The sequence below is a fragment of the Lysinibacillus sp. NPDC097214 genome (assembly GCF_050277945.1).
In the GTDB taxonomy this organism is placed as follows: Bacteria; Bacillota; Bacilli; order Bacillales_A; family Planococcaceae; genus Lysinibacillus; species Lysinibacillus xylanilyticus_B.
This window is the reverse complement of sequence record NZ_JBNNSS010000004.1, coordinates 202080-227283: the sequence shown is the minus strand read 5'-3', so window position 1 is coordinate 227283 and position 25204 is coordinate 202080. Positions and strand designations below refer to the sequence as shown.

At 35.7% G+C, this 25204-nt stretch carries 27 protein-coding genes and 1 other annotated feature; of the genes, 5 read left to right on the top strand and 22 right to left on the bottom strand.

Going from position 1 to position 25204, the window contains the following annotated elements; translation table 11 throughout:
• Positions 1-40: 40 nt before the first annotated feature.
• From ACQKMI_RS11145 to ACQKMI_RS11130, 4 genes are all read right to left on the bottom strand, one after another.
• Positions 41-886 carry a YwqG family protein gene (locus ACQKMI_RS11145; protein ID WP_427488855.1) on the bottom strand — a complete coding sequence of 282 codons (846 nt, stop codon included), beginning with the start codon at positions 884-886 and terminating at the stop codon, positions 41-43.
• A 417-nt stretch (positions 887-1303) separates the two neighbouring features.
• Positions 1304-1798 carry a DUF4303 domain-containing protein gene (locus ACQKMI_RS11140; RefSeq protein ID WP_427488853.1) on the bottom strand — a complete coding sequence of 165 codons (495 nt, stop codon included), beginning with the start codon at positions 1796-1798 and terminating at the stop codon, positions 1304-1306.
• 262 nt (positions 1799-2060) lie between these two features.
• Positions 2061-2897 (bottom strand): CbrC family protein, encoded by an 837-nt coding sequence (locus ACQKMI_RS11135; RefSeq protein ID WP_427488852.1) that lies wholly within the window; start codon positions 2895-2897, stop codon positions 2061-2063.
• Positions 2898-2931: 34 nt separating this feature from the next.
• Positions 2932-3315, bottom strand: coding sequence for a hypothetical protein (locus ACQKMI_RS11130; RefSeq protein WP_427488850.1), 384 nt, complete (start codon positions 3313-3315; stop codon positions 2932-2934).
• Between the two features lie 116 nt (positions 3316-3431).
• Between ACQKMI_RS11130 and ACQKMI_RS11125 the strand changes: the two genes are divergently transcribed.
• Positions 3432-3596, top strand: coding sequence for a zinc ribbon domain-containing protein (locus tag ACQKMI_RS11125; protein WP_427488848.1), 165 nt, complete (start codon positions 3432-3434; stop codon positions 3594-3596).
• Positions 3597-3639: 43 nt separating this feature from the next.
• Here ACQKMI_RS11125 and proS read toward each other — a convergent pair whose 3' ends face one another.
• The 9 genes from proS to ACQKMI_RS11080 all read right to left on the bottom strand — a co-directional run bounded on the left by proS (position 3640) and on the right by ACQKMI_RS11080 (position 12948).
• Complete coding sequence (gene proS, locus ACQKMI_RS11120; protein WP_427488846.1) at positions 3640-5076, bottom strand: proline--tRNA ligase; 1437 nt, start codon at positions 5074-5076, stop codon at positions 3640-3642.
• 72 nt (positions 5077-5148) lie between these two features.
• Positions 5149-5367: a binding site (T-box leader), on the bottom strand.
• Positions 5368-5728: 361 nt separating this feature from the next.
• Complete coding sequence (locus ACQKMI_RS11115) at positions 5729-7432, bottom strand: putative bifunctional diguanylate cyclase/phosphodiesterase (protein WP_427488844.1); 1704 nt, start codon at positions 7430-7432, stop codon at positions 5729-5731.
• A 385-nt stretch (positions 7433-7817) separates the two neighbouring features.
• Positions 7818-7988 carry a transcriptional regulator gene (locus ACQKMI_RS11110; RefSeq protein ID WP_427488843.1) on the bottom strand — a complete coding sequence of 57 codons (171 nt, stop codon included), beginning with the start codon at positions 7986-7988 and terminating at the stop codon, positions 7818-7820.
• Between the two features lie 676 nt (positions 7989-8664).
• Positions 8665-8814 (bottom strand): hypothetical protein, encoded by a 150-nt coding sequence (locus ACQKMI_RS11105; RefSeq protein ID WP_004230023.1) that lies wholly within the window; start codon positions 8812-8814, stop codon positions 8665-8667.
• A gap of 184 nt (positions 8815-8998) precedes the next feature.
• Positions 8999-9529 carry a hypothetical protein gene (locus ACQKMI_RS11100; protein ID WP_427488841.1) on the bottom strand — a complete coding sequence of 177 codons (531 nt, stop codon included), beginning with the start codon at positions 9527-9529 and terminating at the stop codon, positions 8999-9001.
• Positions 9530-9732: 203 nt separating this feature from the next.
• Positions 9733-10104 carry a YxiJ family protein gene (locus ACQKMI_RS11095; RefSeq protein ID WP_427488839.1) on the bottom strand — a complete coding sequence of 124 codons (372 nt, stop codon included), beginning with the start codon at positions 10102-10104 and terminating at the stop codon, positions 9733-9735.
• Positions 10105-10550: 446 nt separating this feature from the next.
• Positions 10551-11063, bottom strand: a complete 513-nt coding sequence (locus ACQKMI_RS11090; protein ID WP_427488837.1) for a DinB family protein — start codon at positions 11061-11063, stop codon at positions 10551-10553.
• A gap of 105 nt (positions 11064-11168) precedes the next feature.
• Positions 11169-12131, bottom strand: a complete 963-nt coding sequence (locus ACQKMI_RS11085; protein WP_427488836.1) for a tyrosine recombinase XerC — start codon at positions 12129-12131, stop codon at positions 11169-11171.
• Between the two features lie 403 nt (positions 12132-12534).
• A complete protein-coding gene (locus tag ACQKMI_RS11080) occupies positions 12535-12948 on the bottom strand; it encodes a hypothetical protein (RefSeq protein WP_427488834.1) in 414 nt (137 codons plus the stop codon).
• A gap of 78 nt (positions 12949-13026) precedes the next feature.
• Here ACQKMI_RS11080 and ACQKMI_RS11075 point away from each other — a divergent pair, with 78 nt between their 5' ends.
• The 3 genes from ACQKMI_RS11075 (at position 13027) to ACQKMI_RS11065 (ending at position 16352) form a co-directional block, all read left to right on the top strand.
• The gene (locus tag ACQKMI_RS11075) at positions 13027-14517 is read left to right on the top strand and encodes a circularly permuted type 2 ATP-grasp protein (protein WP_427488832.1); all 1491 of its coding nucleotides are present in this window, start codon (positions 13027-13029) and stop codon (positions 14515-14517) included.
• Entirely contained in the window at positions 14471-15436 is a 966-nt protein-coding gene (locus tag ACQKMI_RS11070) for an alpha-E domain-containing protein (protein WP_427488830.1), read from the top strand. The genes ACQKMI_RS11075 and ACQKMI_RS11070 overlap by 47 nt, the downstream gene beginning before the upstream one ends.
• 61 nt (positions 15437-15497) lie before the next feature.
• Positions 15498-16352, top strand: a complete 855-nt coding sequence (locus ACQKMI_RS11065; RefSeq protein ID WP_427488828.1) for a transglutaminase family protein — start codon at positions 15498-15500, stop codon at positions 16350-16352.
• A 170-nt stretch (positions 16353-16522) separates the two neighbouring features.
• On the opposite strand, the gene bioF is transcribed toward ACQKMI_RS11065, so the two are convergent.
• From bioF to ACQKMI_RS11030, 7 genes are all read right to left on the bottom strand, one after another.
• Positions 16523-17692 (bottom strand): 8-amino-7-oxononanoate synthase, encoded by a 1170-nt coding sequence (bioF, locus tag ACQKMI_RS11060; RefSeq protein WP_427488826.1) that lies wholly within the window; start codon positions 17690-17692, stop codon positions 16523-16525.
• A 3-nt stretch (positions 17693-17695) separates the two neighbouring features.
• Positions 17696-18427 (bottom strand): 6-carboxyhexanoate--CoA ligase, encoded by a 732-nt coding sequence (bioW, locus tag ACQKMI_RS11055; RefSeq protein ID WP_427488824.1) that lies wholly within the window; start codon positions 18425-18427, stop codon positions 17696-17698.
• Entirely contained in the window at positions 18408-18911 is a 504-nt protein-coding gene (locus ACQKMI_RS11050) for a hypothetical protein (RefSeq protein ID WP_427488822.1), read from the bottom strand. The genes bioW and ACQKMI_RS11050 overlap by 20 nt, the downstream gene beginning before the upstream one ends.
• A 541-nt stretch (positions 18912-19452) precedes the next feature.
• The gene (locus ACQKMI_RS11045; RefSeq protein ID WP_427488820.1) at positions 19453-20085 is read right to left on the bottom strand and encodes a type 1 glutamine amidotransferase family protein; all 633 of its coding nucleotides are present in this window, start codon (positions 20083-20085) and stop codon (positions 19453-19455) included.
• A 74-nt stretch (positions 20086-20159) separates the two neighbouring features.
• On the bottom strand, positions 20160-21122 hold the full coding sequence (locus tag ACQKMI_RS11040) for a helix-turn-helix transcriptional regulator (RefSeq protein WP_427488818.1): 963 nt from the start codon (positions 21120-21122) through the stop codon (positions 20160-20162).
• 63 nt (positions 21123-21185) lie between these two features.
• Positions 21186-21653: a recombinase family protein gene (locus ACQKMI_RS11035; protein ID WP_427489326.1), complete on the bottom strand. Its 468-nt coding sequence runs from the start codon at positions 21651-21653 to the stop codon at positions 21186-21188.
• 178 nt (positions 21654-21831) lie between these two features.
• The gene (locus tag ACQKMI_RS11030; RefSeq protein ID WP_427489324.1) at positions 21832-22386 is read right to left on the bottom strand and encodes a recombinase family protein; all 555 of its coding nucleotides are present in this window, start codon (positions 22384-22386) and stop codon (positions 21832-21834) included.
• 286 nt (positions 22387-22672) lie between these two features.
• Here ACQKMI_RS11030 and ACQKMI_RS11025 point away from each other — a divergent pair, with 286 nt between their 5' ends.
• Positions 22673-23929 (top strand): MFS transporter, encoded by a 1257-nt coding sequence (locus ACQKMI_RS11025; protein ID WP_427488816.1) that lies wholly within the window; start codon positions 22673-22675, stop codon positions 23927-23929.
• An 81-nt stretch (positions 23930-24010) separates the two neighbouring features.
• Here the strand turns inward: ACQKMI_RS11025 and ACQKMI_RS11020 are convergent, their stop codons facing one another.
• Together ACQKMI_RS11020 and ACQKMI_RS11015 are read right to left on the bottom strand one after the other, a co-directional pair.
• A complete protein-coding gene (locus ACQKMI_RS11020; protein WP_427488814.1) occupies positions 24011-24229 on the bottom strand; it encodes a hypothetical protein in 219 nt (72 codons plus the stop codon).
• A 342-nt stretch (positions 24230-24571) separates the two neighbouring features.
• Entirely contained in the window at positions 24572-25120 is a 549-nt protein-coding gene (locus tag ACQKMI_RS11015) for a GNAT family N-acetyltransferase (RefSeq protein WP_427488810.1), read from the bottom strand.
• Positions 25121-25204 lie beyond the last annotated feature (84 nt).

The following is a 25204-nucleotide window of genomic DNA, read 5'->3' as shown; positions in this document are numbered from 1 at the left end:
AAATACTTTTCAAATTCACTTCTACAATTTCTAGTAGTTTTCAATAACATTGTAAAATGGCCCATACTTTATCAAAGGCTTTATTTTTACAATCTTGCTCGCGAATCCAGAAATATAGTCTTCCACTGTCGCCCCACATATAGCCGAGATCATCTTCAGAATCAAGCTGTAATAGTAGTTGCCAATCTTTTACGTTAGGTTCTAGCACCTTGCGCAAAGGATGCTCGTAGCCTGTGGAATTGCCACAATACAAACCGTTCGTAACTAACTCGCATTGCAAGTACATATCCCCTTGAATCGTATTAGGATATCCGTCAATGCGATGTGCCGTAATGTCTGTTTCATCTCTCCATAAGAAGTCATCATAAGCATCTGCCTGTTCTTCTGTTAAAAGTGCAGTTAATTTTTGACCATCCGGCGATTCCCATGACGGCAGTGTCCATTCGTTTTTAAAGGATAGTACCGCGCTATTAATAGACTCCTTTAAAGTTGTGGGCTGTTCCGTTCTCTGAAAATTCGCTTGCGTGAAGTAGAAAACATGAAAGCTATCTTCATCATTTGGATCATAACCCCATGGCTGTTCCACAGCATCATAGAAAAAGGATAATAGCCCCTCTGTTGGAAGTAAATGATTCGAATCAAAAGGCTTTATCTCCGCTAAATTTAGCTGGCAAAGAAAATAGAGCGGTTGCCCACTCTTTGTTTGTGGCCACACAAAATCTGTCGGTGTATCAGGTGCTCCTCCAATTTTAGAATGACCCATTCGAATTTCTGCATCCGCAGTTGGTGTCGCTATAGCGCGAATTGAATTTTTAGCGAATTGTAATATTTGGTCCGCGGCTTCTTCAAGTTCAAAATCATGTAATACTGTGCGTAATTTTTCCATATTCGTAGCTCCTCCCTCTATTACCATTCACGCTCTCTTAATGCATCTTCTAAATCCAACTCAATATTGTATACTTGCAATATATCCATAGCCGTTTCAGCAATACTATCTCATGCGACCGTTTCAAGTTCATTATCGTGCTCATCGAATTCATCTTCTAAATCAGTAAAGACCAATCATGATTTCTTCGCTTGAATATCTTCTAATGCTTCAGTTCCTACGCTAAATTTTGCAGAGTTAAAGTAAGAAACACAAACTATCTCAGCTTCGTAACACAGTATTGTCATCCCTTTAGAAAGAGTGATACCTTTTTTAACAGCCCTAGCTTATCTATTAAATTTTCGCTGAAATCATAGTTCCTGCAGTTATTCATCACAAAAGGGGCGTCCGAAAACGGCTTCGGATAATCCTTTTGAATTATTGCTGCCAGTTAAGCAAAAAGGCAGGGAGCGATGGGTGATTCGGATTACAGCGTTTGGCAGATGTTATTTCCAACCTTTCCTCGTCAGCATCATCGGTTACCGAAATAAATGCAAAAATGCTTTCATCAAGAACACCTTCTTGTTTTAATTCATACATTGTATTGCTCATTGCCTCATGAATTTCCACTTTATGTGCTGCAAATTGCTCACCAGCATTTAATGCTCTATCTAATAGCTCACGGCTCACTTTTTGTAACAAGTCTGTATCATCTTCATGCAAAAATTCATCTTTCAAAAAGCGATAGTTTTCTGGGTTGTCCTCATAACTTTCTCCGATTTGAAGAAGTGATTTTTCCGTTCCCATTGTTAAATAGAGGCTACCACAATCACCGTCTGTCACCAGCACAACTGCATATATTTGTTCGTCCTCTAGAGTCTCATACATAGCTGTGTAGGCGTCATGTACGGCTAATTTGATTTTCTGTTTCATCTATACACCACTCTTTATCCACTCGTATTGTCAAAAAATATATAAATAATCATTGAAGTTTAAGTGTCTGAGCAAAAAAAGCTTGCCCTCCTCTTATATTTTGGTATTGGATGAAGTTACGACACTACAAATACCAATGAAAAAGAAATGACAAGCCTTGTACCTCTAAATACCTTCCGCACTAACTAGTGTAGTAGCTCTCGTACATTTTCTCTAGATCTATATGGTCAACTCCCCCATATTTCACCATTGTAACCTAGATTTAATCAAAGTCGGAGTACAGAATGTATTGCTGACATCCTAAGCATTGAAATAGATAACCTTGATGCGAGCCATTATTTCGCAAAGTAGCGGCTAGCTCTTCTTTAGTATGACCATTAAAATGTTCAAACTCCTCCGTAATGCCCATCTCCACTAGCTCTTGCCAGCCAACATAACCAATAAATGCGCAATAATCCGTGCAATGGGCTACCCAATCATTTCCTTGCCAACTAATATATCCGGGTGTTCGATGTAATACTTCATCTGTATAGTCATCATTCTTCACAAGCTCTGAATTTAATAAATCTTGTTGAAATTGACCATCAAATTTTTGCGCAGCCAGCCCACTATGGATACAGCTTGGACAAAGATATTCCACCTCTTCAATGGCATAAATGCCTTTTGTACAATAAATGTCCACTTCTTGCTCACAGCAGTCGCAAACAACTAATTCACCCGTTTTAAAAATGTTCGCTTGTATTGGATTCGGCATATATTTAAATGTTGGTAATGGTATTTTCATCTCCGCTTCCTCCTGAACGACACTTGGCAATAATGGCTTTACATTTTGTGGATTGTCAATCCAATATTTAATCGCGCCGTATTTTCTCTGATCTTTTTTATTGCGTAAATCCATGACGGATGTAAAAATTTTGTATGCCTCGTCATACATTTGCAACATGCAGAAAATTTCGACGAGCATGCGCAAATTCACCTCTGTTGGCTCCGCTTTTTGAACTTGCTCCCTTAGCTTATGCATGGCGTTAATTGCTTTGGCATTCTTTGCGTCAAACGACTTTCTTTGCTCTTGCCATTGCGCAATAAGATTTTCTGTCATTTCTTATCCACCTTTCTACAAAGAATTTAATGAATTAGAAAATCTCCCCCTCACCACTCACATCAAAAAAACCGACTCCATGCTTTTTTGCAAGCTCCTTCATCGTACTATATGCTTCATCAGCTACAGACCAGGCAAAAGCTGTGTATATCATGGCATAACCAATACTATATTCAGTCAAACGACTCACTAACTCGTCATCTTCATCCTCATCCAATAATTCCTCATCCACCAGATTCATATTGGGGAATTGTTCCAACATATCCTGATACCATTTTTGTAAAGCTAGTGTTGTAACTGTTATTGTCGCGTAATCATGTGGTTCAGCCCATTTTGTTTGTTCATCATACCATTGCAAAAATGTTTCTTTATTGTTTGGAGCTTGCTCTTTATCAAAGACCATTAAATCATAACTCATCGTTTTCACCCTCCACAAAAAAAGAATATATGTTCTGTTTTTTATTCTAGCATACTAGCATTTTTTTGAAAACACAGAAAAAAATCAAGATAAAAACACTGCATTTCCAGCTGGAGATGCAGTGGAAAACGAGTCGTAAACAAACAAAAACAGAATTGAAAGAATATACCTACTACGTTTGTTCTACTCACGTAGTCAAACATAGAGGGAAATGCACATGGCACAGTATGAGTATAGAGGACATTACAGAAATTGTATTACGAGCATTCAAGCGCAAATAGCACTTGTCGATAAAATGACCACCGTCTTCAAGGATTTGACAACTCAGTATGCTCGAGCAAACCAAACTGTATGCTTTGCTTCATTGCCACAGCAAATACAAGTAGTTTTCGTAGTTGGTGGATTAAACGGAATGTTACGAGAAGTATATTTTGTCTCTTCTTTCACTTTTTCCTCGCATGCTTCATCTCCACACCATCCGGCAAGAATCCAGCCCGGAATAGACCCATTTTCCTTGGAAGTGTTAATATGCTGCTGTAATTCCTGCAGTGTATCGATCGTTGTATGAGCGTTTTCATCACGGAATGTCCGTGCCTTTTCAAATAAGCGAGTTTGCATCGTTGTTAGTTCTACCTCAATGGCTGAGATAATATCATTCAGGTCAATGGATTGCTTCTCATCTTCATCTCGTGCTTTTAACAATGCCTGATTTTTCTCTAAATCACGAGGTCCTAATTCAATACGAATCGGTACACCTTTTAATTCCCATTCGTTAAATTTGAAGCCAGGTGATTGGTCCGAATCATCTAGACGAACTCGAATTCCCTTCTTCTTAAGGGCCGCGAAGATGTCATCTAGTTTCTCCATAATTTCAGGGTTCTTTTTCCATGGGCCTACAGGTATTAAAACAACTTGGGTTGGTGCAATTCGTGGCGGTAAAACAAGTCCCTGTTCATCACCGTGAACCATAATGACAGAACCGATTAGGCGTGTGGAAGTCCCCCAAGATGTTGTGTGTACATGTTCATGTTGATTGGCTTTGTTTAAATACTTAATATCAAAGGCTTCAGCGAACTTTGTCCCTAAATAGTGAGAAGTCCCAGCTTGTACAGCCTTTCCATTTTTCATCATTGCTTCGATAGAAAATGTATCAACTGCTCCAGCAAAACGTTCTGAAGGTGTTTTTTGTCCATCATAGACAGGAATTGCAAGTAAATCCTCGACTACCTCTTTATAGATCGTTAGCATTTGCATTGTTTCTTTACGCGCATCTTCTTCATCAACATGTGCTGTATGGCCCTCTTGCCACAAAAATTCAGATGTTCGAATGAACGGAAGTGTTTTCTTTTCCCAGCGAAAAACATTTGCCCATTGATTAATTAGAACCGGCAAATCACGATAACTTTTAATCCAATTTGAATATAGATGTCCAATCATTGTTTCAGAGGTTGGACGAAGTGCTAAACGTTCTTCTAATTTCTCGCCAGCTGCCTCCGTTACCCAAGGAAGCTCTGGTGAGAAACCTTCGATATGATCTTTTTCTTTTTGGAAGAAGGATTCAGGGATTAACATAGGGAAATAAGCGTTGCGATGGCCTGTTTCTTTAAAACGGCGGTCCATCTCTGCCTGAATGTGTTCCCAAATTTCATAGCCGTCTGGTTTAAATGCGATACAGCCACGCACCGGTGTATAATCCATTAAATCGGCCTTTTGAATTGTCTCAATGTACCATTTTGAAAAATCGTTTTGTTGTGTTGTCATGTTCTTTCCTCCATTTCTATCAGGTGTTTGCCACCCGGTGAATAAAAATAAAAAAGCACAAAGTTGTCCTAATATAAGGACGTCTTTGTGCTGAATAAACGTGGTACCACCTTGAATTTAGTTTTAAGAACATCTTAAAACCCTCAAACGTTTTGTAACGAAAACGACTCGGTTATGTTTGCATAACATCTCCGTGGTAGGTTTCGGATAGAAGCGGTGATATAGCTCTCAACAATTGCTATATTCTCTGTTTCACAATTCTACCTTACTTGGCCACATCATCAACTTATATTTTATATAACTTTAGCAAAACAGTTGAATAATTTCAAATACTAAAATTATTTTTCGGGAAATATCAGAAAATTAACTTTACTTGCCGGTGGGCCAAATTGCTTCTACTAGCTAAAAGATACTTTCAAAATACAAAAGATTTTTCACCAATTGATTTTGCAAATCGTTATTATTTCCGGTTAATTACGGTTAGGCTATCGGAGCAATAACATATGGCCAGCTATTCAAAAAGGAGAAAGAGCAGCACTCGCTACTCATTTGTTCTTTCTTCTTTTGTTGTAAAATTTCATTTCGTAATCATATAACTATAAACAATAGGGAGGATTTTGTCCTAAACTTAAGACAAGATCCTCCCTATTGTTTACATAGAACTATCAAGTATTAATTGCGTAAAATCATCTACCGATAGTGGCTTACTGAAATAATAACCCTGTACGTACTCGCAGCCATGCTCACGCAACACGTTTAATTCTGCTTCTTCCTCAACGCCTTCAGCTACTACTTGAAGATTTAGGGCATGCGCTAAAGAGATCATAGCTGAAATCATGGCAATGCCTGATTTTTCAGGCAAAATATCACGGACGAATGTACGATCTATTTTTAAAACATCTACGGGGAATGTTTTTAAATAATTGAGCGACGAGTAACCCGTTCCGAAATCATCTATTGAAATCGTAATACCAAGTGTTCTTAATTGGTTAATAGTATTGATCAAGTCTTCCGTATAATCCAACATACTCATCTCTGTAATTTCTATTTCTAATAAGTGCGGATCTATTTTTGCTTCTGTAATAATTTCGCGTACCATTTCGACAAAGCCTGATGTACTAATATGAATCGGAGAAATGTTTACGGCAACGCGTAAGTTTAAATTATGTACCTCGTTCCAAGTGCGTGCCTGGGCAGATGCTTTTCTTAACACCCATACCCCTATATCATTAATAAGCCCACATTCCTCAGCAAATGGAATAAAGTGATCCGGTGGTATATAACCAAGTACAGGATCATGCCAGCGAAGTAATGCCTCCATACCAATCACTGTATTCGTTTTTAAATCAATTTTTGGTTGATAATGTAATTCTAAAATATCTTTTTTTAACGCTTGATGTAATTTTGTTTCAAGTAATAGCCATTTATCATTGATTTCATCCATATTTGGACGATATAAGCGATATTGATTACCACGTGAAGATTTAGCAGCATACATAGCGATATCCGCATTTTTCAATAATTCCTCCGCAGAGTTTGCATGATCTGGAAAGATACTAATTCCAATACTAATACTTGCGTAAAATTCATACGTATTCACAATAAAACTCTCATTAAAGACGCTAATTATTTCCTCAGCCTTCTCCTCAATACGGTCAACATCGTTTAGTATAATCACAAATTCATCACTATTGTGGCGGTAGATAGAATTCGATGTGTAATCAATGTTGCGTAGTCGATGCGCCATTTCCACTAAGAACATATCCCCGATAATATGACCAAGTCCATCGTTAATGTTTTTAAAACGATTTACATCAATGAAAAATAACGCAAACTTCTCGCCTGTACGTCGAGATTGATGGAACTCGTTTTCTAAACGTTGCTCTAACTTACGACGATTCGGTAGCCCTGTTAATTCATCGTGATAAGCAATATGGGTAATCTTTTTTATATCCTTTTGTGCGGTAATATCGACTCGAATAGCAATATATTGATACGGTTTACCATCGTCATCAAGAAAAGGGAAAATCGTTGTCTTCACCCAGTATAGACTGCCATCCTTCGCGCGATTACACACCTCGCCATTCCACATATCACCTTTACCTATCGTTTTCCACATCTCTCTAAAGAAAGATCTTGGATGGTAACCTGAATTCAGTAAACGGTGATCTTGCCCTACTAATTCTTCACGAGTATATTTAGAAATTTTGCAAAAATGATCATTAACAAACGTAATTTTCCCAGTTCGGTCTGTAATTGCTACGATGATTGAACTATTCATTGCAGAAAAAATATCTTGTAATTCTTTCAGACTATAGTTAATTTGATTAATACTACTAGGCGTGATATTCATCATTTACATTCTCCGTTCATTAGAAGGGTTTGGTACTTTTGTTTTATAAAAAGTAGGGTATAAAGTTATGGGATATCGCCCTTTATTATGTAATTATATTATAGTATTAGAAAAGCAGTTAATTCAACCCAAATGTTAAAACATTCAAATCAATATTTGATGATTTTTAATAGAACAGACCCCGAAAACAAGGTCTTTTAACTTACTTAAAACGCTTGTTGTAGAATAACTTTAATTACCTTAGACTAATCATATGTTATATTTAGCCTATTTTTCTTTCGAATGTATGAATTTTCTGTAATTTTACAACGCTTGAATAATTCCAGTATTTTTGGTATATACCAAAAATACCTTACTGTCATAACTAGGCAGTAAGGTATTTTATAAGCTACGAGACTTCATATTCTATTGGACCTCCCAATGTTTTGGCTCGTTCATTGTAGGCATCTAGTTGCTCCTGAGATAAGTTCAACATATAATAGTGAATATTTATGGGCTCTAAGCCATGTTTCTCACATACTTGTCGATAAAAATCATAGCCTTCTCGATATTCTGTCATCCTAATAACTTCCTTTCGTTTGTGCAACCTTATTATAATTTTCTAATTGTTATTGTAATAATTGATTGACATAATAATAGAAATTGATCGGTTCTAAATCAAATTGTTCACACTTCCTTCAATCAATTTCGCCTTGGCGTAATTGTAGCTGTCGCTTTGCTTTCGCTACAGAAAACATTTGCCGCTGACGCTTCGCTTTCGCGCAGATAAACAATGCGTCCGGATTTTGAATTGTGCTCAGGCCTGCACGATGCAGGTCAGTTAGCCGTTTTCGCAGGATGCGAAGGTGTTAGGCTAACAACCTTTATTCATTCCTTTGAAAATCCGTGACATCCGCCGGAGGATTTATTTTTATTCAGTAAGTATTTGGATACTGACTGCAAAGAAGTGACAACCTCATACATCTCATACCTTCAAAGCTTGGAGTCTTTTACTGAATGAAGATAAAATTCATAGCCAGTTTTATAATGAGACATATGCATCCCTCTCCCGTTGTTATATAACAGTTTTGTTATTTCTTAATAATATATAACAGTTTAGTTACTGCGTCAACGAATTTTCTGATATTTCTTTCAAATAATCGAAAGCCCAGTCCATTTAAATTAGTATGGCTGGGCTTTTCATAAAATATTCACATCGGCGTCCGTTATAATCACATCCTTTAATGTTAAACCTTTTAAATGCCTAATTGTTTTGCTTGCATATTATAAGCTGAAAGTTGCTGCTGTGATAACTGTAACACATAATAGCGGAATGAAATTGGCTCTAAACCATAACGCTCACACATCTCACAATAAAATTCATAACCATCACGATACTTCGACATTTGAATTCCTCCTAAAATCAAACTGTTTTATAACAGTTGTTATTATTTTTTATTAATATATAACAGATGATTCATTTCGTCAAGCTTTCAATTTAAAAATAAGTATTACTTTAATGAAATAACAAAAGCCATTGTTTTGAAAAAGATTGATCAAAACAGGCTCTCTTTAAATCGAATATTTAATTCAGGGAAGTAACTCTACCTTTACTTTTAGTTTTATATCTACTGGAGGCTCTTCCTCTGTTACTCGGTAAGTTATGACATAAGCTCCTTTGGGAAATCCTTTAAATAACTTTTCAAAACTTTCGTTGCCGTTTAAAATACCATTTGCAATTATTGCTTCTTTATCTACATTTTGAATTTTGTAGTAAAACCTTTTTGTTCCAGTATTGGTTACGGATATTTTAAATGGAAAATCCCACTCATAAGTAAAATATGATTTACTTTCACCAAGTGGAGACGCTACTTCTTCATTAATTACAATAGCGCGAGAACTTCCTGTTGATATATCGTCAGTTTCCTTATTAGTGATATCTACGACAACAGGTTCATCTTCTTTCTCCTTATGTGTTGTGCTATCCGAGACAACAGGTTCATTTTTTACAGCCTCTGAAGTTGCATTTTTAGAGGGTACTTCTGTTTTAGATGAAAATGTATTACACCCTGTTAAGAGTATAATAGAAGTACATAGAATAACTAACTTATAAATTCTCATAACTTCTCCTAACTAAAAATAGTAAATAATGATAATTATACTATAAAACGAAAAAAAGAAGGGAAGTCTCTTTATCCTTTCCTTCTTCTATGTCGCTATATCTCGAGCGTCAGCAACACCACGATGCAGGTCAGTTAGCCTGCCTTATTAGTGATAAAGCGATTACACTGTGAATAGTGCATTGTTAGCTCAATATGAAATGCTTATGTAGTTAATAGTTGTAATAACAACTTTCTGGTTTGTTCAAAGGTTTTATATTCCTGAAAGAAATCTTTATAGGCTTCAAGTTTGTCTTCAAAAAACCGATATTGTTTATAGTAATCAAAGAAAGATTTATGTAACATCTCAATTTGATTTTCCGGGATGTTAGTTATGTCGTCTGCTAAAACATAGCTTAAAGTTCCAGCTATATTCATACAATAATCATTAAAATCAAACTTTAGTTCATTTTCGTCATCTGATAAAGTTAATAATTCTGCACGAAAATCTTGTTTTATTTTTTCCATATCTCTAGATGGAAACGGCTTTTCTAATTCGCTTTTAATTTCAGTAAGTTGTTTTAAAATACTTCCCATTTATTTCTCCCTTTTTAAGTATGGTATTTATCATGTTTTTACCTTTAACCAACCAGCCTGCACAAATAGTTCATTAAAACATTTAGTCTCATTGTATTATACTAAATGCTCATCTAAAGTTTTTTTAATTTTTGTTTTTTAATTCCAAAAAGCATACGGGGAGTCTGATTTTTCAAAAAAACGCATTAAAAAAAGCCCGATTTCTCAATATTTATATCGAGAAATTGGACCATTCACCATAAATTTTTCAATAAACGGAAGATCATTTTAGGGATAAATATTAAAATGTTCCAGATTATTTCTAAAGCGATTGAATTTTTAATCGCTATTATTAATTCTTTAATATAATATCGAGCTTCGCTTTTTTTCATTCTTTGTATTAATTCTTTAATATAATTTCGAGGTTTGCTTTTTTCATTCTTTGTATTTAGTCTCCAGGAAGTACATTAGTGCTCAACTTTTATGAATGCTTTGATTTCTTTTATTTGTTCAATATGTCGTTGTTCATGAATAGAAACTAGTTCTACCCATTGATCGAGAGGTAGATCGCCAAGAAAAGGATGTTTATAGGATTTTTCTGCTAATAAAGATGGATCGTCAATTGTATCGAGGAATGCTGTGAATTTTCCTCTCGATTCGTCAAGTAACTCAATAATTTGCTGAACTGTAAAAAAGTCTTCAGCTGGAACAACAAATTCTGGTGCTGGAACTTTCTTTGCTCTATCTGCGATAATAAGAATATTTTTACGTTCCGCTTGCTTACTATCTTCTTGTTTTAATGCCCACGCAATCAGTCTTTTAAAAGATGCCTCTGTTAAAGTTAAATGATGGCAAACCTGTGCTATACTCCAACTGTTTGCATCAGGCTTAGCGTTGAATTGAGTATCACTTAATAATTTGATCTCCTCTACTAAGTTATTTCTTGTTTCACATAGTTGGTCATTTATTAATTGACTCATAAGCTACTCCCCTTATCAAACGATTTTTGATTCCTATTCTGTATATGCTCCATACAATGTAAAGTATTCTATAGATGAAGCGATTTCCCTTTAATATTTTGAAAATTATCTTGCTCGAACAATATTGAACGGATTATTTTCGAGTACATGTTGTAGCTCTTCATTTTCAATATGTGTATAGATTTGTGTTGTTGCCACACTTGAGTGACCCAGTATGTGCTGAAGACTTCGAATATCCGCTCCTGATTTATACATCATTGTTGCGGATGTATGTCGTAACTTATGTGGCGTCAGTCGTTCTTTTTGGAGTCCAGATTGTTGATTAATACGTTTAACGATTTTTGCAACGGTTTGACGAGTAAATCGTGTTCCTTTTTGAGAGATGAATAGGGGCTCCTCTCCCTCACCTTTATATGTTGTCTTTCCGCTATTTTCATAGTCTGCAAGTGCCTGTACACAGCTATCATTCAAATAAACAGTCCGCTCTTTATTCCCTTTCCCAACAACTGTTAAGTAGCGCCCTTGTATGGATGACTTATTTAGCTGGCAAAGCTCTGTTACACGAATTCCTAAATTTAAGAAAAACATCATCATACAGTAGTTTCTCGGTGAAGCACGATTTGGCTGGATCCCGTCGATAAATTGCGTCGCTTCCTCGATATTCATATAGATAGGTCTTTTCCGTCCGATTTTTGGTGTTTCTAATTCATCTGCCGGATTTTCCTCTATAAGACGACGTTTCCCTTTCAGGTATTTAAAAAATGACTTCAACGTTGCTACTTTACGTGCTCTCGCTGATGCAGAATTTCCACGTTGCACCTCGCAATATTCCATAAATAAATAAAGATCTTCTAATGTCATTTCTCGAATTTCTTCTATTGAAAAAGTAGAAATATCTATCTTCGTTAAATCTGATAGTTCATGCTCATTCTGAATGGCTATGTAAAAACGGAAGAATAATGTCAAATCATATTCGTATTCTTTTCTAGTGCGTTGAGACTTCCCTTTAATCGTCGTTAAATAAACAAGGAAATCTCTCATTATTTTTGGCAGCTTAGGCTTTTCCATAAAATCACCTCTATTTGCTCTATTTTACCACGAAAAAACGTTCCCAAATATAAATTTGGGAACTTTATGATGAAAAAAGTGCTCTTTTTTATTAAAAGGAACGTACGTTCGTTGCATAAGTGACAAAAAAAGATGATTCTCTTTTAGCAAGAAAATCACCTTTTATAAAGTTTTTTTTGAAAATTTCACTTTTCAGGCATAAAGCGCAAAAAAAATGAATATTTAAATTTAGTGAACTAAATGAACTGTGTGCTGTGAGACGATTTGAAAAACGAAAAGGTGGGTAACCATACATGTCGATTCTTCTCACAACGCGCGTGGAATTATTTGGTTTTTGTCAATTTCGGACGCATTGTTTACCTGTGAGAAAGCGAAGCGTCAATTACGCCAGGACAAAATCCGTTTACGAAATAAAGATACTATACGTCCCATCTACTTGTTTTCCTAGAGACCAATTTGTTGATAGCATACGTTGAAGCTTCTCGATAGTTTCCTCATTGCAAGTTAAGTGTTGAATGCCTGTTTCTAATAATTGATAATCCTTACCCTCTTCTAATTGGAAACGAAGATATAGTAAACGTTGAATGCCTGGTAAAGTTACATATTTGATACGGTAGTTACCTTGCAAAGCGTCCAAGAATAATTGTTCCCCTTCTTGAAAAAGTGCCATTGTTTCGGAAAATTCATAGTTTGGTAATTTTTCTTGCCAAACTGATAAATCCCCTGTTCGCAATGTGCGCACAATATCCTCATTAGTAAAATCTAATTTCGAAAGCTTGTCTAGCTCATAAGCTTGCATTAAATTAATGATTGTCATTTTTCTAGCTCCTTTTATATGTATTCATATTTAGTGTAACACGTTTTCTCTACTACTTAAATTCGGAGGGCGATCCATATGATGAATTTCTATGAATCTGGTTTGTTTTTTGATGAAATGTTAGATGGCAATCAACCGAAGCCTCATTATCGGTCTTTCCACCATAAGCTCAATGTTTTCACAAAGGACCAATTAGAGGAAAAATATCAGCAAGCACAATCTAGATTCCTTAAACAAGGCATTACATTTACCGTATATGGAGCACAAGGTGGAACAGAACGGACAATGCCCTTTGATTTTATACCTATTATTATTCCACATGAACAGTGGCAAGAAATAGAATCTGGGATGAAGCAACGTGTGAAAGCCTTAAATTGCTTTCTACACGATGTCTACCATGAACAATCTATTATTGAGGATGGGCTTATTCCGAAACAGCTTATTGAAAATAATCCGTATTATTATAAAGAAATGCTTGGTGTAAAAGTACCTATCGATAATCATATTTTTTTAGCTGGTATCGATTTGATTCGTGATGAAAATGGTATTTACTACGTGTTAGAAGATAATTTACGCAATCCTTCAGGTATTTCCTATGTTTTTCAAAATCGATCTGTGATGAAGGAAGTGTATCCTGAATTTTTCTCTAAACATTCGATCCAGTCACTCGACAAACAAATGGCCTTTATGAAGAAGGCACTCCTTGCTCATCGGCCACCTTGTATGGAGCCAGATAGAGAACCTAAAGCTGTCCTCTTAACAGCTGGTATGTATAATTCGGCATATTACGATCATGTTTTTTTAGCACAGCAGCTCAATATTCAGCTTGTTGAAGGCCGTGATTTAGTGGTCCGAGACGAAAAGGTGTACATGAAGACTATCTACGGGCTAAAGCAAATCGATATTATATATCGTCGTATTGATGATGATTTCCTAGATCCTGTTGTTTTTCGTGAAGATTCTTTACTTGGAGTTCCTCATATTATCGATGCTTATAAAGCTGGAAATATTGCTATTTTAAATGCAGTTGGTAACGGTGTTGCTGATGATAAAGCGATGTATGCCTATGTACCAGATATGATTCGCTACTATCTAAATGAGGAACCTATTTTACGTAATGTGAAGACTTATCATCTAGCTGATGATCGGCAGCTAGATTGGGTTCTTGAGCATATGAGCGAGCTTGTCATTAAAAATGTTAGTGCCTCTGGTGGCTATGATATGCTAATTGGTCCGCATGCGAGTGATGAAGAAATCGCTATTTATAAGGAAAAAATTATGGAAAACCCGCATCAGTACATTGCACAGCCAACGATTAGTCTGTCTAGAGCACCGGCTTTCCAGGATGGGAGATTCTATCCCTGTCATGTCGATTTGCGTGTATATGTGATGAAGGGTGAGGATATTTATGTGCTTCCTGGTGGTTTATCGCGTGTAGCATTAAAAGAAGGATCTTTAGTCGTGAATTCTTCACAGGGTGGAGGAGCAAAAGATACGTGGATATTAAAGGAGGAATTGCAATATGCTAAGTCGAGTAGCCGATGCACTATACTGGATGGCACGATATAGTGAACGCTCACAATCGAATGCACATATATTACAAGTACAGCTGTTGAATATGTTGGAGCAATCTGGCAAAGAAAATGAATATATCGATCATTGGGAAGCGGTGTTAAATATTTGCGCCTCGAAGGAAGAGTACTTGAACTTATATGAGTCGATTCGAGTTAATCCACTTATCGAATATCTACTCTTTTCTACTAATAATGGAAACGCTCTTCATGCTACTTTACGTGCCGTTAGAGAAAATGCGCGTGTAACTCGAGATAGCATCCCCATTGAACTTTGGGAATTGCAAAACGCCTTTTATTTATCCTTACAGCAAGACATATTGGAACGTGAAAGACCGATTCCACTCATCGTTCTTAACACTTTTTTACAAAACGTTCGTAAGACTTCTTTGACGGTTACTGGGCTTATCGAAGGTTCAATGGATCGAGATGTACCCTTTTATTTCATGCAAGTTGGCAAATGGTTAGAGCGTGCAGAAAAAACGATTCGTATGGCTTTAATTATACTGGAGCAACATAAAGAAATAGCCATCTCCTTAGTAGAAGCGGACGGTTCGTTTTTACTCGATTTATCAGAGGCGACGGAGTCTTATTTACAAAAGCATCGCCAAACCAACTTACTGTGTGTACTTCAATATTTATTACAGGATAAGCATTTCCCACGTTCAGTAATGTTTTGCTTACAAAAATTAGAAGAAGTATTTATTTGTTTAGAAAACGATCCTCTTTCAGCAAGATTTTTAGAGCTTCATGCCCCATTAAAAAGTTTATTGTTTGCCATAATGAATGTAGATGTATGGAATAGTACTTTAGAAGAAACTATATTATTACTGGAGGAAAGATTGTGTCAATGTATTGATTTTGGCAATACATTTTCAACAATTTATCATTTATATGAACCCAGCGTACAACCTTGAAAGGAATCAACGACAGCTCCCTATCAACAAGCAAGTCAGTAATTCAAAGGAAGCGGACACAATGAAATTTGAAATTCAACATACTAATATTTTTCAATATGAGTCTGAAGTCGATCAAAGCTTAAATACAATCCGCTTAAAGCCAAGAGGCGATGAGCGTCAGCGCTTATTAACCTATCGCATTGCCATTACACCTTCATCTTTAACGCGTGAGCATACAGATATATGGGGCAATACGGTTGGCACTTTTTATATACCAGAGCAGCATCAAGAATTAGAAATTCAAACGACCTCTATTGTCAGCATTCAACGTGCACCATTTATTCATCGTATTCAATATTCACCAGAGATGCAGACCATTTTTCACTCGCAACTGTTTTACGAGCATTATTTACCCTATTTAAAGTTTACACAATTTACGTATATGACAGACAATCATTTAGAGGAAGTGTATCATGCCATTGGTCATGCTGAAAATCCTGTGCTATTTTCATTAAATTTAATGCAATATTTATACTCGACATTTGAATACGATCCGGGTGCAACCGATGTGACGACAACGGCAAGTGAAGCCTTCGCCCTTAAGCGAGGTGTTTGTCAGGATTTCACACATGTCATGCTTGCGGTGCTAAGGGCTAAAGGAATTCCAGCACGCTATGTGAGCGGTTATTTATATGTGGACGAAAACTCCGCATTAATCGGGGATATTGCCACCCATGCTTGGGTAGAAGTTATGATACCAGGAATCGGCTGGATCGGTCTCGATCCAACTAATAATGTAGAAGTATTAGAAAATCACATTATTTTATGTATTGGCCGTGATTATTCCGATATTAGTCCTGTTGAAGGTGTTTATTCAGGTGGTAAGCATGATTTAACAGTTAAAGTGAGTGTCAAAGCATTGAATCATTTGTAACAAAAATGGTCAATGGTTAAAATTAAATCCCCTGATTTTTCTACGCTAGGCAGAAGAATCAGGGGGTTTATTATGATCTATTGTTTTGAAAACTAAAGTTCTCAGTAATGCAACAACGATTATTTAGTCATTAAACATTATTTCACAATTATTAAGTTCTATTAGACTTTTTATACAATACCGATTTCTTTTCCTATTTTCTTTATTTTATTTATAACTGTATTGAGCTGATCCATTGTATGTGTAGCCATTACTGTAATCCGCAACCGGCTTGACCCTTTTGGCACAGTTGGTGGTCTAATTGCTGGAATAAAGACACCTTCATCCATAAGTTTCTCAGAAAATTGCACAGCTTTACGGGAATCACCAATAAGAAGAGATATAATTGGCGTTTCCCCCTCATTAACTACAAAACCGGATTCCTCCAATTTTAAACGTAAATACTTAGCATTATTCAGCAATTGTTCCCTTCGTTCAGGCTCATTTTGAATAATGGATATTCCTTCTCGCGCGGCTTCAATCGCACTTGGAGATAAACCTGTTTGGAAGATAAAGGATCTAGCGTTATTTAGTAAATAGTTCTTTGCAATTGACGACGTCGCCACAAAACCACCCTCTGCACCAATCGCTTTACTCATCGTGCCCACTGTAAAATCAATCTCATTTTTCAATCCAAAATAGTCAGCAGTACCACGACCATCATTTCCTAAGACACCTGTCGCATGCGCATCATCAATCATTATGTAAGCATTATATTCCTTTGCAAGCGTAACTATTTCGGGAAGCGGAGCAATATCACCATCCATACTAAAGACGCCATCCGTCACAATTAACTTCTTTCCATCTCCATGTGATTGCCTCAATTTCTGCTCTAAATCCACCATATCCGCATGTTCATAAACAATTGTTTTTGCTTGACTAAGGCGACAACCATCTATAATACTCGCATGATTCCAGGCATCAGAAAATATTATATCACCTGCCTTCATCACACTCGAAATTACGCCAATGTTCGCTAAATAACCACTACTGAAAACAATGGCAGCTTCAGTTTTTTTCAAATCCGCAATTTCTGATTCAAGCTGTTCATGAATATCGAAATTTCCAGTTGTTAATCTCGAACCACCAGCTCCTGTACCGTATTTACTAATACCTTCAGATGCTTTCTTTCTCAACCGAAAATCTGTTGCAAGACCTAAATAGTTATTAGATGAAAAAAGCAAGAATTTCTTACCATTCATGATTACCTCGGTCTCATTTCCATTTGAAAACGAACGTAACTTCCTTGTCAATCCTTTCTCTTCTATTAATTGTAGTTCTTGTTGGAACCATTGATCCATTTTTTAATCCCTCCTAATGAGAACCGGTACGCTCTCTAAATAGTCAATAAAAGATTCTAGTTCAACTTCATCTGACACAAAATAAATACGCCCTCCGCTCTCACAGCCTTCCCTTTTTAACGGTGTAATTCTGACATAACCAATGTCACGATTACTCACATATCCAGTCACGTAATCTGGATCATCAGACCAACATAATTCTGCAATTGTAAACGGAGAATTTGCCACTTTCGACGCTAGAGCCAACGCTTCACGGACGCGCTCATTAAGGTCCCCATTAGCGTCTTGCCAATCGATTCGTGATACACGAACACCCTTTTGCCCCCGATCGTCAAGCCGTAAGCCGGTTTTACTATTTAAGATGATTGCCCCACGGAGATTTTGATTACTACTAAGTTGATGAAAAGCAACATTCAGTGCATATTCCGAAATACCTAAGGAGGTTAGTATCTTTCTTGCTTCACTATGAGCATTTTCGATTGAAGCCGCCTCAACAGTCGTAATTTCTAAGGGGGGTATATACTGTATCTGATCACGTGCAATTTTTTCAACGGTAAATTGAATAAAGTCAGCATCTCCACGTGAATGATTACTTGCTTTGTTCAATAACTGTTTTACAATTGGCTCTATCTGAGATTTACTGCCTATCCGTTCACCACCAGATATATGCTTTTCCCCTAGTTCAGGACTTCTTTCAGCCGCACGCATTCGAATGCTATAACACGCTTTTAACATGATTATTACCAGCTACTTTCCTATTAATTGTATGTAACATTTTCGTTATGGGATAAACACTAATAGCTGTGATTACCATGCCTGGAATAGCCAAAACTATTAACGGTAAAAATGGAGACCCTAACGTAAAAGCCAAACCAAATCTAGCAATCGTTGTTCCAATTGGGCCTGCCAAAACAAGTACCGGAATTGAAGTCCCAAATAAAACAATGAGTAGGCCTACAGTCAATCGAAAAATTAATGCGATCTCCACATTTAGGATCGAGTGTATACCTAGTAAAAATGAGATTAAACTTGCAATGATCCCCGCTAGAAAATATCGCTTAAATCCAAACACTGCTGCAATCGCAACTGCTATGGGTGCTGATAATTGAAACTCAGACCCAGGAATGCCTGTTGGAATTTTAAACATACCTGTAACGATAATAAGACATGCTAGCAATGAAATCTGGGCAAGATCATAAGTAGAAAACTTTCGTATCATTTTACTCCTCCATCTTACTTTTTAAATTAACATGTAAAAACAACTTTATTTATTTCCTCCTATTCTTAATTTGTGTTAACTTATATTTATATTAAGTTAACACAAATTAAGGTTGAAAAGTAGATAAAATGGTAGGATTTTTTATTATTTGTGAAAATACGATTTTGTTCCTTATTATTTAAAGCGAGCGTTAAAGCATTGAATCATTTGTAATAAATATGTGCAATGGTTTAAATTAAAACCCCTGATTTTTCTACGTATAGAAGAAGAATCAGGGGTTTTATTAGGATCTATTGCTTAGAATAATAATTTAAATAATGTAATCTTAAGCTAGGGGTACCGTCAGGAAAATGCGGATTTACAACGTTAAGGAATTTTCAATACTAAAAAGCCCAATTTCACCGTTAATTAATAGAGAAATTGGGCTTTTTCATTACTCCATAAGCATTTTTAAGTTATATTCAAAAACCATGCTTTGACATTGTCTAAAGCATGGTAATTATTTAAACTAATATAAATCTGCTAAGTTGATTTTTTTAGCTCATCTATTTATTGAATTCATTAACTGGAAGAAGTATTCAGGTTTATGAGTCTTATTTAGGTTATACCATGAATGTAATGCATCTGGTGTAAATACATCTATTTTTTTCAGTACCTCCATTGCAAATTCCAGAGGAGCTATTCCTGATGCAGTAACTAAATTCGCATCAGATACCGCAGATCCCAACTCATAGAACTTTTCTCCTTTATAGTTAGGACATACCATTTTGGTATATTCTAAGTTATTACTTGTATGCTTTCTAGTATCTAAGTATCCCATATTCGCGAGGGCATCAGTTGCACCACAAATTGCAGCAACAATAGTGCCAAGCTTTAAAGCTTGGCCAATTCTTTCCAAGATAGGTTGATGAATTTCTTCACTCCAAGTAGTCCCTCCTGGTAAAATTAAAAGATCTTTACTCTCAAGAGTACATTCATCAAGGGAAATATCTGGTTTTATGTTCAGTCCTCCCATAGTAGTAATCATTTCTTTATTAGCTCCTACTGTAATTACTTTTAAAGGTGCTAAATCTTTTTTGAAATATCTTCCTGAGTTTAGTTCAGCAATTAAATATCCATATTCCCAGTCCGACATTGTATTAAATACATATAGAAAAACTTTTTTTGTTTGCATCCAATAACACTCCAATCACAATTGATATAGCTATTATAAGATAACTTCCCTGACAGTTAACGTCAGGGAAGTTATCAAACTTGATGAAATTTTATTAATTCCGACAGAACTTCAATAAGTCTTTTCTTAAGACTTATTGGCTCAATAACTTTAATAGATTTATTGTACGGTAAAAGTAAATAAGGTACATATGTATGTATCATATCTTTTTCAAGAAGAAAAACTGCTTGATTTGAAGTCCGTTCTTGTAAATAATGTCCTAAAAACCAATGTTGGCAAATATCAGCCAATACACTTTTATCCCCATTAATAACCAAAGAAATAATACCTTCCTTATCTTCTATAGTTGGAAGAAGATTTTTTATAAAAAAGTCACGTGCTGAAAAATTTTCTGGCCGGTTAAACTTATTTTCGGTTAGCATTAGACTTTCAATTCGATCTACTCTAAAACTACGGATATCATTCCGAAGATGACAAAATCCAATCACATACCACTTATTATTCCAATAGATAATTCTGTACGGATCGACCAATCTATAATTTAATTGCTTTTCGCCACTTTTATGGTAAAGAATTTTTACTGAGTACCCGTCAGCTACGGCCTGCTCCAACTCCTTCAAAAAAGGTTCAATAGAGAGTGAACTTAATCGACTGATTACTTCAAGACTAGATAAATGTTGGTTTATCTTTGTTTCCTGCTCTTGATTTGAGTATTTACTTAGTTTTGAAATGGCCCTATTCAGTGCTTCACCTCCATAATATCCGGCTTCTTCTGCAAAAACAGCAGCGTGAAAAAGTGAAGTTTGCTCCTCAAAATCAAAAAAAAGAGGAGCCTCAATAAAATTGTTCAATAAAGTGTATCCACCGTTATGTCCTGGTTCTGAAATTATAGGTACGCCACTTGTTGAAATTGTATCAATATAACGATACACAGTCCTTATATTCATCTCTAACTTTTCTGAAATTTGTTTTGCAGTAATTTTTTCACCTGAACGAAGCATCCATAGAATTGCTAACATATTGTCAATTTTAGGCATATAATTCCACCTCTATATGAAATTTACTTTCTATTATATATTTCTGATTTTTGGTATAACTCTTCAACTGTTCCTTTCCGATAGCTTTCTATATAATGAGGCCCTAGACACATTTGTAATTTCACAAATTTGATTTACAGTCATATCTCCCTCTTTATAAAGCTTTACTGCATAATTCATTCCTGCATGATTTTTATGGTACTTCTTTAACCGACCTTTAAACTTTCCTTCTTTCTTAGCCAGTTCAATCCCTTCACGCTGCCGCATACGGATAAGATCACGTTCTAATTGGTTTACACCCGCCATAACCGTAATTAAGAATTGGCTGTAGGGATTATCTTCTGATAAATCTAGCCATGTATCTTTTAAGGATTTTAAATTTGCCTTTTTACCCCGTATGTTATCGATTAATTCAAATAAATCTTGTGTACTACGAGTAATCCGAGTTAAGTCCGTAACATAAATGATGTCACCTTCACTTCTTGTTTTTCGAATTAAACCTTTTAATCCGAATTTTTTATAATCTCGAATCCAGTATTGTAGGGTTCTTTTGGCAATGCCATTTTCTTCTGTAATGGCCGTTAATCTTTTTTAGTTGATAAGATAAGGCGCAATAATTTTATACTTTACTACTGCTGCTTGCCGCTGTTCTTCTGAAAAAGCTGTTAATGGAGGTTATTCATTTTGCATAGATATCAACCTTTCAGATTTATTGTTTTTCTAAATAGCGATAAATCGTAGTGCGAGACACACCCCACTTTTCCGCAACATCTTTAATCGGTGTGCCACTTTCAATTAAAGCTTTCATCATTTCAATTTCTTTTGAACCATACTTTTCTGGGCGACCACCTAGACGCCCACGTGCTTTTGCTGCTGCTCGTCCAGCAGCAGATCGCTCCTGAATCAAATTACGTTCAAATTCCGCAAACGCTGCAAACAAGTGAAACATTAATTGCCCTGTTGCATTGCTTTTGTCCATTGTTAAGTTTTCTTGCAGGCTATGAAAGCCAATACCTCTCTCATTTAAGTTGTTCACTATTTGAATTAAATCTTGCATATTGCGCCCTAGTCGATCCAATCGCCAAACGACAATTGTATCGCCTTTACGTGCATACTTAAGTGCTTCTTCTAAACCAGGACGTTGTTTTTTTGTTCCACTCATTTTATCGTAAAAAATTTTTGTACAACCATGTTGCGTTAAAGCATCTGATTGCAAATCCAAATTTTGTAATCCAGTTGACACTCGTGCATATCCAATTAACACCAAAATCACTCTTTCCTCATTTTACCTTTGATTGCATTGTAACATAAGATGTTAAAAATATGGTTAATGAACATAGATTAATGAACGGAGTTTTGTTACATTCCGAACGGTAAAAAACGCCCCTTATAAATTAAAAAGGAGCGTGTTCAGAAAAGGGAGGTTTTGGAACATTTTATAGCTTGGTAAATATTAACGTGTTATCATTTGATTAAAAGGAAGTTATTTAATTTTGTTCGTCAATCGGGCCATTTTATCGAATAGCTTGCATATATAGGAGTACATCATTATGAGGTTAAATATTATTAATAAAGATTTCTCGTCAATGTGGTTATCTAATTTACTATCCATTTTGAATGGAAGATTCAGAGAACTAGTTATACCATTAATGGTGTTGGGTTTAACTAATTCCCCTTTAGTAACAGGACTGGTTGCACTTTCGCAACAACTTGGAACAGTATTACTTGCGATTCCTATAGGCACATGGGTAGAGAAGAAAAACAAAGTCCGAGTAGCTAGAATTTGTCATCTTATCTATGGCATCGGTATTTTCACACTTGCTTATTTGATAACATTAGAACAATTAAACGTTGCAGTAATCCCCTTTGTTTTATTCTTTATGGGTATAGTATCTTTAATTAGTGGTACTGCTTTTTCGACAATGATCCCTAGTGTTGCAGGAAGAAAAAAGTTATTAGAAGCCCATACGAGTTTAGAAGCTGCCGATGCGATTGTCACTTTAATTGGACCAGCAATTGGTGGTTTTTTATTAGCTAAAACAGGATCATTCATAACATTAAGTATCTGTGCTACGTTTTCCTTATTATCAGCACTCTTTATTTCGTTAGTTCGAAATAGAGAAATACAACCCCAACAAAGTATTGAAATGGCAACTAAAGAGAAAAAAGCAAACTTTTTCAGGCAAACGGTAGATGGACTGAAATACCTTATTGTTAATACGCAACAATTAATTAATACTATTGTTTTAAGTACGTTAGGCTTTTCTACAGTATTTATTGTTCTAACTGTTCTACTCCATGCAAGGATATCTTTAAATTTTTCTGAAGAACTCATAGGTATTTTATTATCAAGTGCCGGTATTGGAAATATCATAGGTGTTTTAATAATGAAATGGTTTAAAAATAGGAATTGGCTATTACTACTTTGTTCATTACTGATTATCTCTTCTTTTGGCGTTTTTGTTATTTTTTCAACAGAAAACTTTATATTAATGTGTTTAGGAATGATAATATTTGATGGTGCACTATCAATGGCATTTGTGGTCCAAGTATCTGTGCATCAAGGGATTACACCAAATAACTATTTGGCGAGGGTAAAAAGCGCTACATATGTTATAGGTGGTTTATCTACAATGTTGGGAACGTTTTTAGCTGGTGCTATTCCAGAATTTTCATCATCAAGAATTGCACTTGGAATTGGAGTATTCGTACTAGCAATACCGGCATTGTATTTGCTTAAGTTTCGAAAACTTGGTGTGAAACTCAGTAAAATAAAAACGATTAGTATGAATAGTAATGTAGAATGATTTCACTAATTTAAAGTAATGAGCTCATTTCTAGAAGAATCAAAACAACGATTGGACAAGTGTCCAATCGTTTTTAGCATATTATTCAGTTGTAACGATAAAATCGCGACGGCGAATTAATGCAAATAGAGTGCCAAGTCCTAACAAAGTTGCTGCAAGGATAAATGTTACCCTGACATCCCAAAGCTCTGCAATTGCTCCGAAACTTAATGATGAAATACCGAATAAGAGTGATATCATAGCACTTTGAACGGCGTAAATTTTAGGAAGCTCGTCAGTAGTTGCAGATTTTTGAAGCATTGTCTCACTTACAATGCCTTTTAATTGTTGAACAACTCCGTTCAGAATAACAATTAGAATTGAAATCCACGGAATGGTTGTTACTCCGAAAAGAAGAGTGACACCGCTAATGCCAAATGATAACAGAATATAACTTAAAAATGCTTATGGAGTAATGAAAAAGCCCAATTTCTCTATTAATTAACGGTGAAGTTGGGCTTTTTAGTATTGAAAATTCCTTAACGTTGTAAATCCGCATTTTCCTGACGGTACCCCTAAATAAAGTAATCTTAAACTAGTGATAAAAAAATTATATTAAATTTCCTAATATTCGTTGAAATACTTTTTGTCTACTTGATAAACTTACTTTGCGTTTATAAAGTAAATTAGATGATCAGTCCATTTGTCGTCCTCGTATATGAATCCTTTCCTCGTGCATTCATAAACCATTCCAACACTTTCTGCTAACTTTATAGATGCTATATTATCAAGGTTTATGTGAGCTTCTATTCGATGGAAATTTAATTTTTCAAACGCTAGATCAATGGCTGCTTTTACAGCCTCTTTCCCATAACCTTTTCTCCAAAAGTGGTTATGAATTGTATATCCGAACCTGGCCCATTGAAATTCTTCCCTCATAATTGTCGAAAAGTCTATAAAGCCAATATGGGTATTATCTACTTTTCTAAACACTCCAAATACATAGACCTTATCATCCTCTGCCATTTGATGATGTTTAGTAACTAAATCACGAAACCATTCTTTCGTACAGATGCTCATATCTAATTTACCTTCATCGTATTTATGTTGAGAAGGTAAACGATTTTCATATTCGGTAAGCCAAGAAGAATAATCCCTTTCTTCAAGAAATCGAATAACTAATCTTTCTGTTTCAGTTCTTATTTTATTCAATCGAACACCTCATCTAGAAATACTTCCTATTATTATATAGTATATTCGACATAAGGAAATTATCCCCTCCTATTAAAATAGTAT

What these genes read in the sequence shown, in the direction of transcription:
- ACQKMI_RS11145 (WP_427488855.1), bottom strand. Translation starts at nt 886, where the DNA reads ATGGAAAAATTACGCACAGTATTACATGATTTTGAACTTGAAGAAGCC.
- ACQKMI_RS11140 (WP_427488853.1), bottom strand. Translation starts at nt 1,798, where the DNA reads ATGAAACAGAAAATCAAATTAGCCGTACATGACGCCTACACAGCTATG.
- ACQKMI_RS11135 (WP_427488852.1), bottom strand. Translation starts at nt 2,897, where the DNA reads ATGACAGAAAATCTTATTGCGCAATGGCAAGAGCAAAGAAAGTCGTTT.
- ACQKMI_RS11130 (WP_427488850.1), bottom strand. Translation starts at nt 3,315, where the DNA reads ATGAGTTATGATTTAATGGTCTTTGATAAAGAGCAAGCTCCAAACAAT.
- ACQKMI_RS11125 (WP_427488848.1), top strand. Translation starts at nt 3,432, where the DNA reads ATGCAGTGGAAAACGAGTCGTAAACAAACAAAAACAGAATTGAAAGAA.
- proS (WP_427488846.1), bottom strand. Translation starts at nt 5,076, where the DNA reads ATGACAACACAACAAAACGATTTTTCAAAATGGTACATTGAGACAATT.
- ACQKMI_RS11115 (WP_427488844.1), bottom strand. Translation starts at nt 7,432, where the DNA reads ATGATGAATATCACGCCTAGTAGTATTAATCAAATTAACTATAGTCTG.
- ACQKMI_RS11110 (WP_427488843.1), bottom strand. Translation starts at nt 7,988, where the DNA reads ATGACAGAATATCGAGAAGGCTATGATTTTTATCGACAAGTATGTGAG.
- ACQKMI_RS11105 (WP_004230023.1), bottom strand. Translation starts at nt 8,814, where the DNA reads ATGTCGAAGTATCGTGATGGTTATGAATTTTATTGTGAGATGTGTGAG.
- ACQKMI_RS11100 (WP_427488841.1), bottom strand. Translation starts at nt 9,529, where the DNA reads ATGAGAATTTATAAGTTAGTTATTCTATGTACTTCTATTATACTCTTA.
- ACQKMI_RS11095 (WP_427488839.1), bottom strand. Translation starts at nt 10,104, where the DNA reads ATGGGAAGTATTTTAAAACAACTTACTGAAATTAAAAGCGAATTAGAA.
- ACQKMI_RS11090 (WP_427488837.1), bottom strand. Translation starts at nt 11,063, where the DNA reads ATGAGTCAATTAATAAATGACCAACTATGTGAAACAAGAAATAACTTA.
- ACQKMI_RS11085 (WP_427488836.1), bottom strand. Translation starts at nt 12,131, where the DNA reads ATGGAAAAGCCTAAGCTGCCAAAAATAATGAGAGATTTCCTTGTTTAT.
- ACQKMI_RS11080 (WP_427488834.1), bottom strand. Translation starts at nt 12,948, where the DNA reads ATGACAATCATTAATTTAATGCAAGCTTATGAGCTAGACAAGCTTTCG.
- ACQKMI_RS11075 (WP_427488832.1), top strand. Translation starts at nt 13,027, where the DNA reads ATGATGAATTTCTATGAATCTGGTTTGTTTTTTGATGAAATGTTAGAT.
- ACQKMI_RS11070 (WP_427488830.1), top strand. Translation starts at nt 14,471, where the DNA reads ATGCTAAGTCGAGTAGCCGATGCACTATACTGGATGGCACGATATAGT.
- ACQKMI_RS11065 (WP_427488828.1), top strand. Translation starts at nt 15,498, where the DNA reads ATGAAATTTGAAATTCAACATACTAATATTTTTCAATATGAGTCTGAA.
- bioF (WP_427488826.1), bottom strand. Translation starts at nt 17,692, where the DNA reads ATGGATCAATGGTTCCAACAAGAACTACAATTAATAGAAGAGAAAGGA.
- bioW (WP_427488824.1), bottom strand. Translation starts at nt 18,427, where the DNA reads ATGTTAAAAGCGTGTTATAGCATTCGAATGCGTGCGGCTGAAAGAAGT.
- ACQKMI_RS11050 (WP_427488822.1), bottom strand. Translation starts at nt 18,911, where the DNA reads ATGATACGAAAGTTTTCTACTTATGATCTTGCCCAGATTTCATTGCTA.
- ACQKMI_RS11045 (WP_427488820.1), bottom strand. Translation starts at nt 20,085, where the DNA reads ATGCAAACAAAAAAAGTTTTTCTATATGTATTTAATACAATGTCGGAC.
- ACQKMI_RS11040 (WP_427488818.1), bottom strand. Translation starts at nt 21,122, where the DNA reads ATGCCTAAAATTGACAATATGTTAGCAATTCTATGGATGCTTCGTTCA.
- ACQKMI_RS11025 (WP_427488816.1), top strand. Translation starts at nt 22,673, where the DNA reads ATGAGGTTAAATATTATTAATAAAGATTTCTCGTCAATGTGGTTATCT.
- ACQKMI_RS11020 (WP_427488814.1), bottom strand. Translation starts at nt 24,229, where the DNA reads ATGCTTCAAAAATCTGCAACTACTGACGAGCTTCCTAAAATTTACGCC.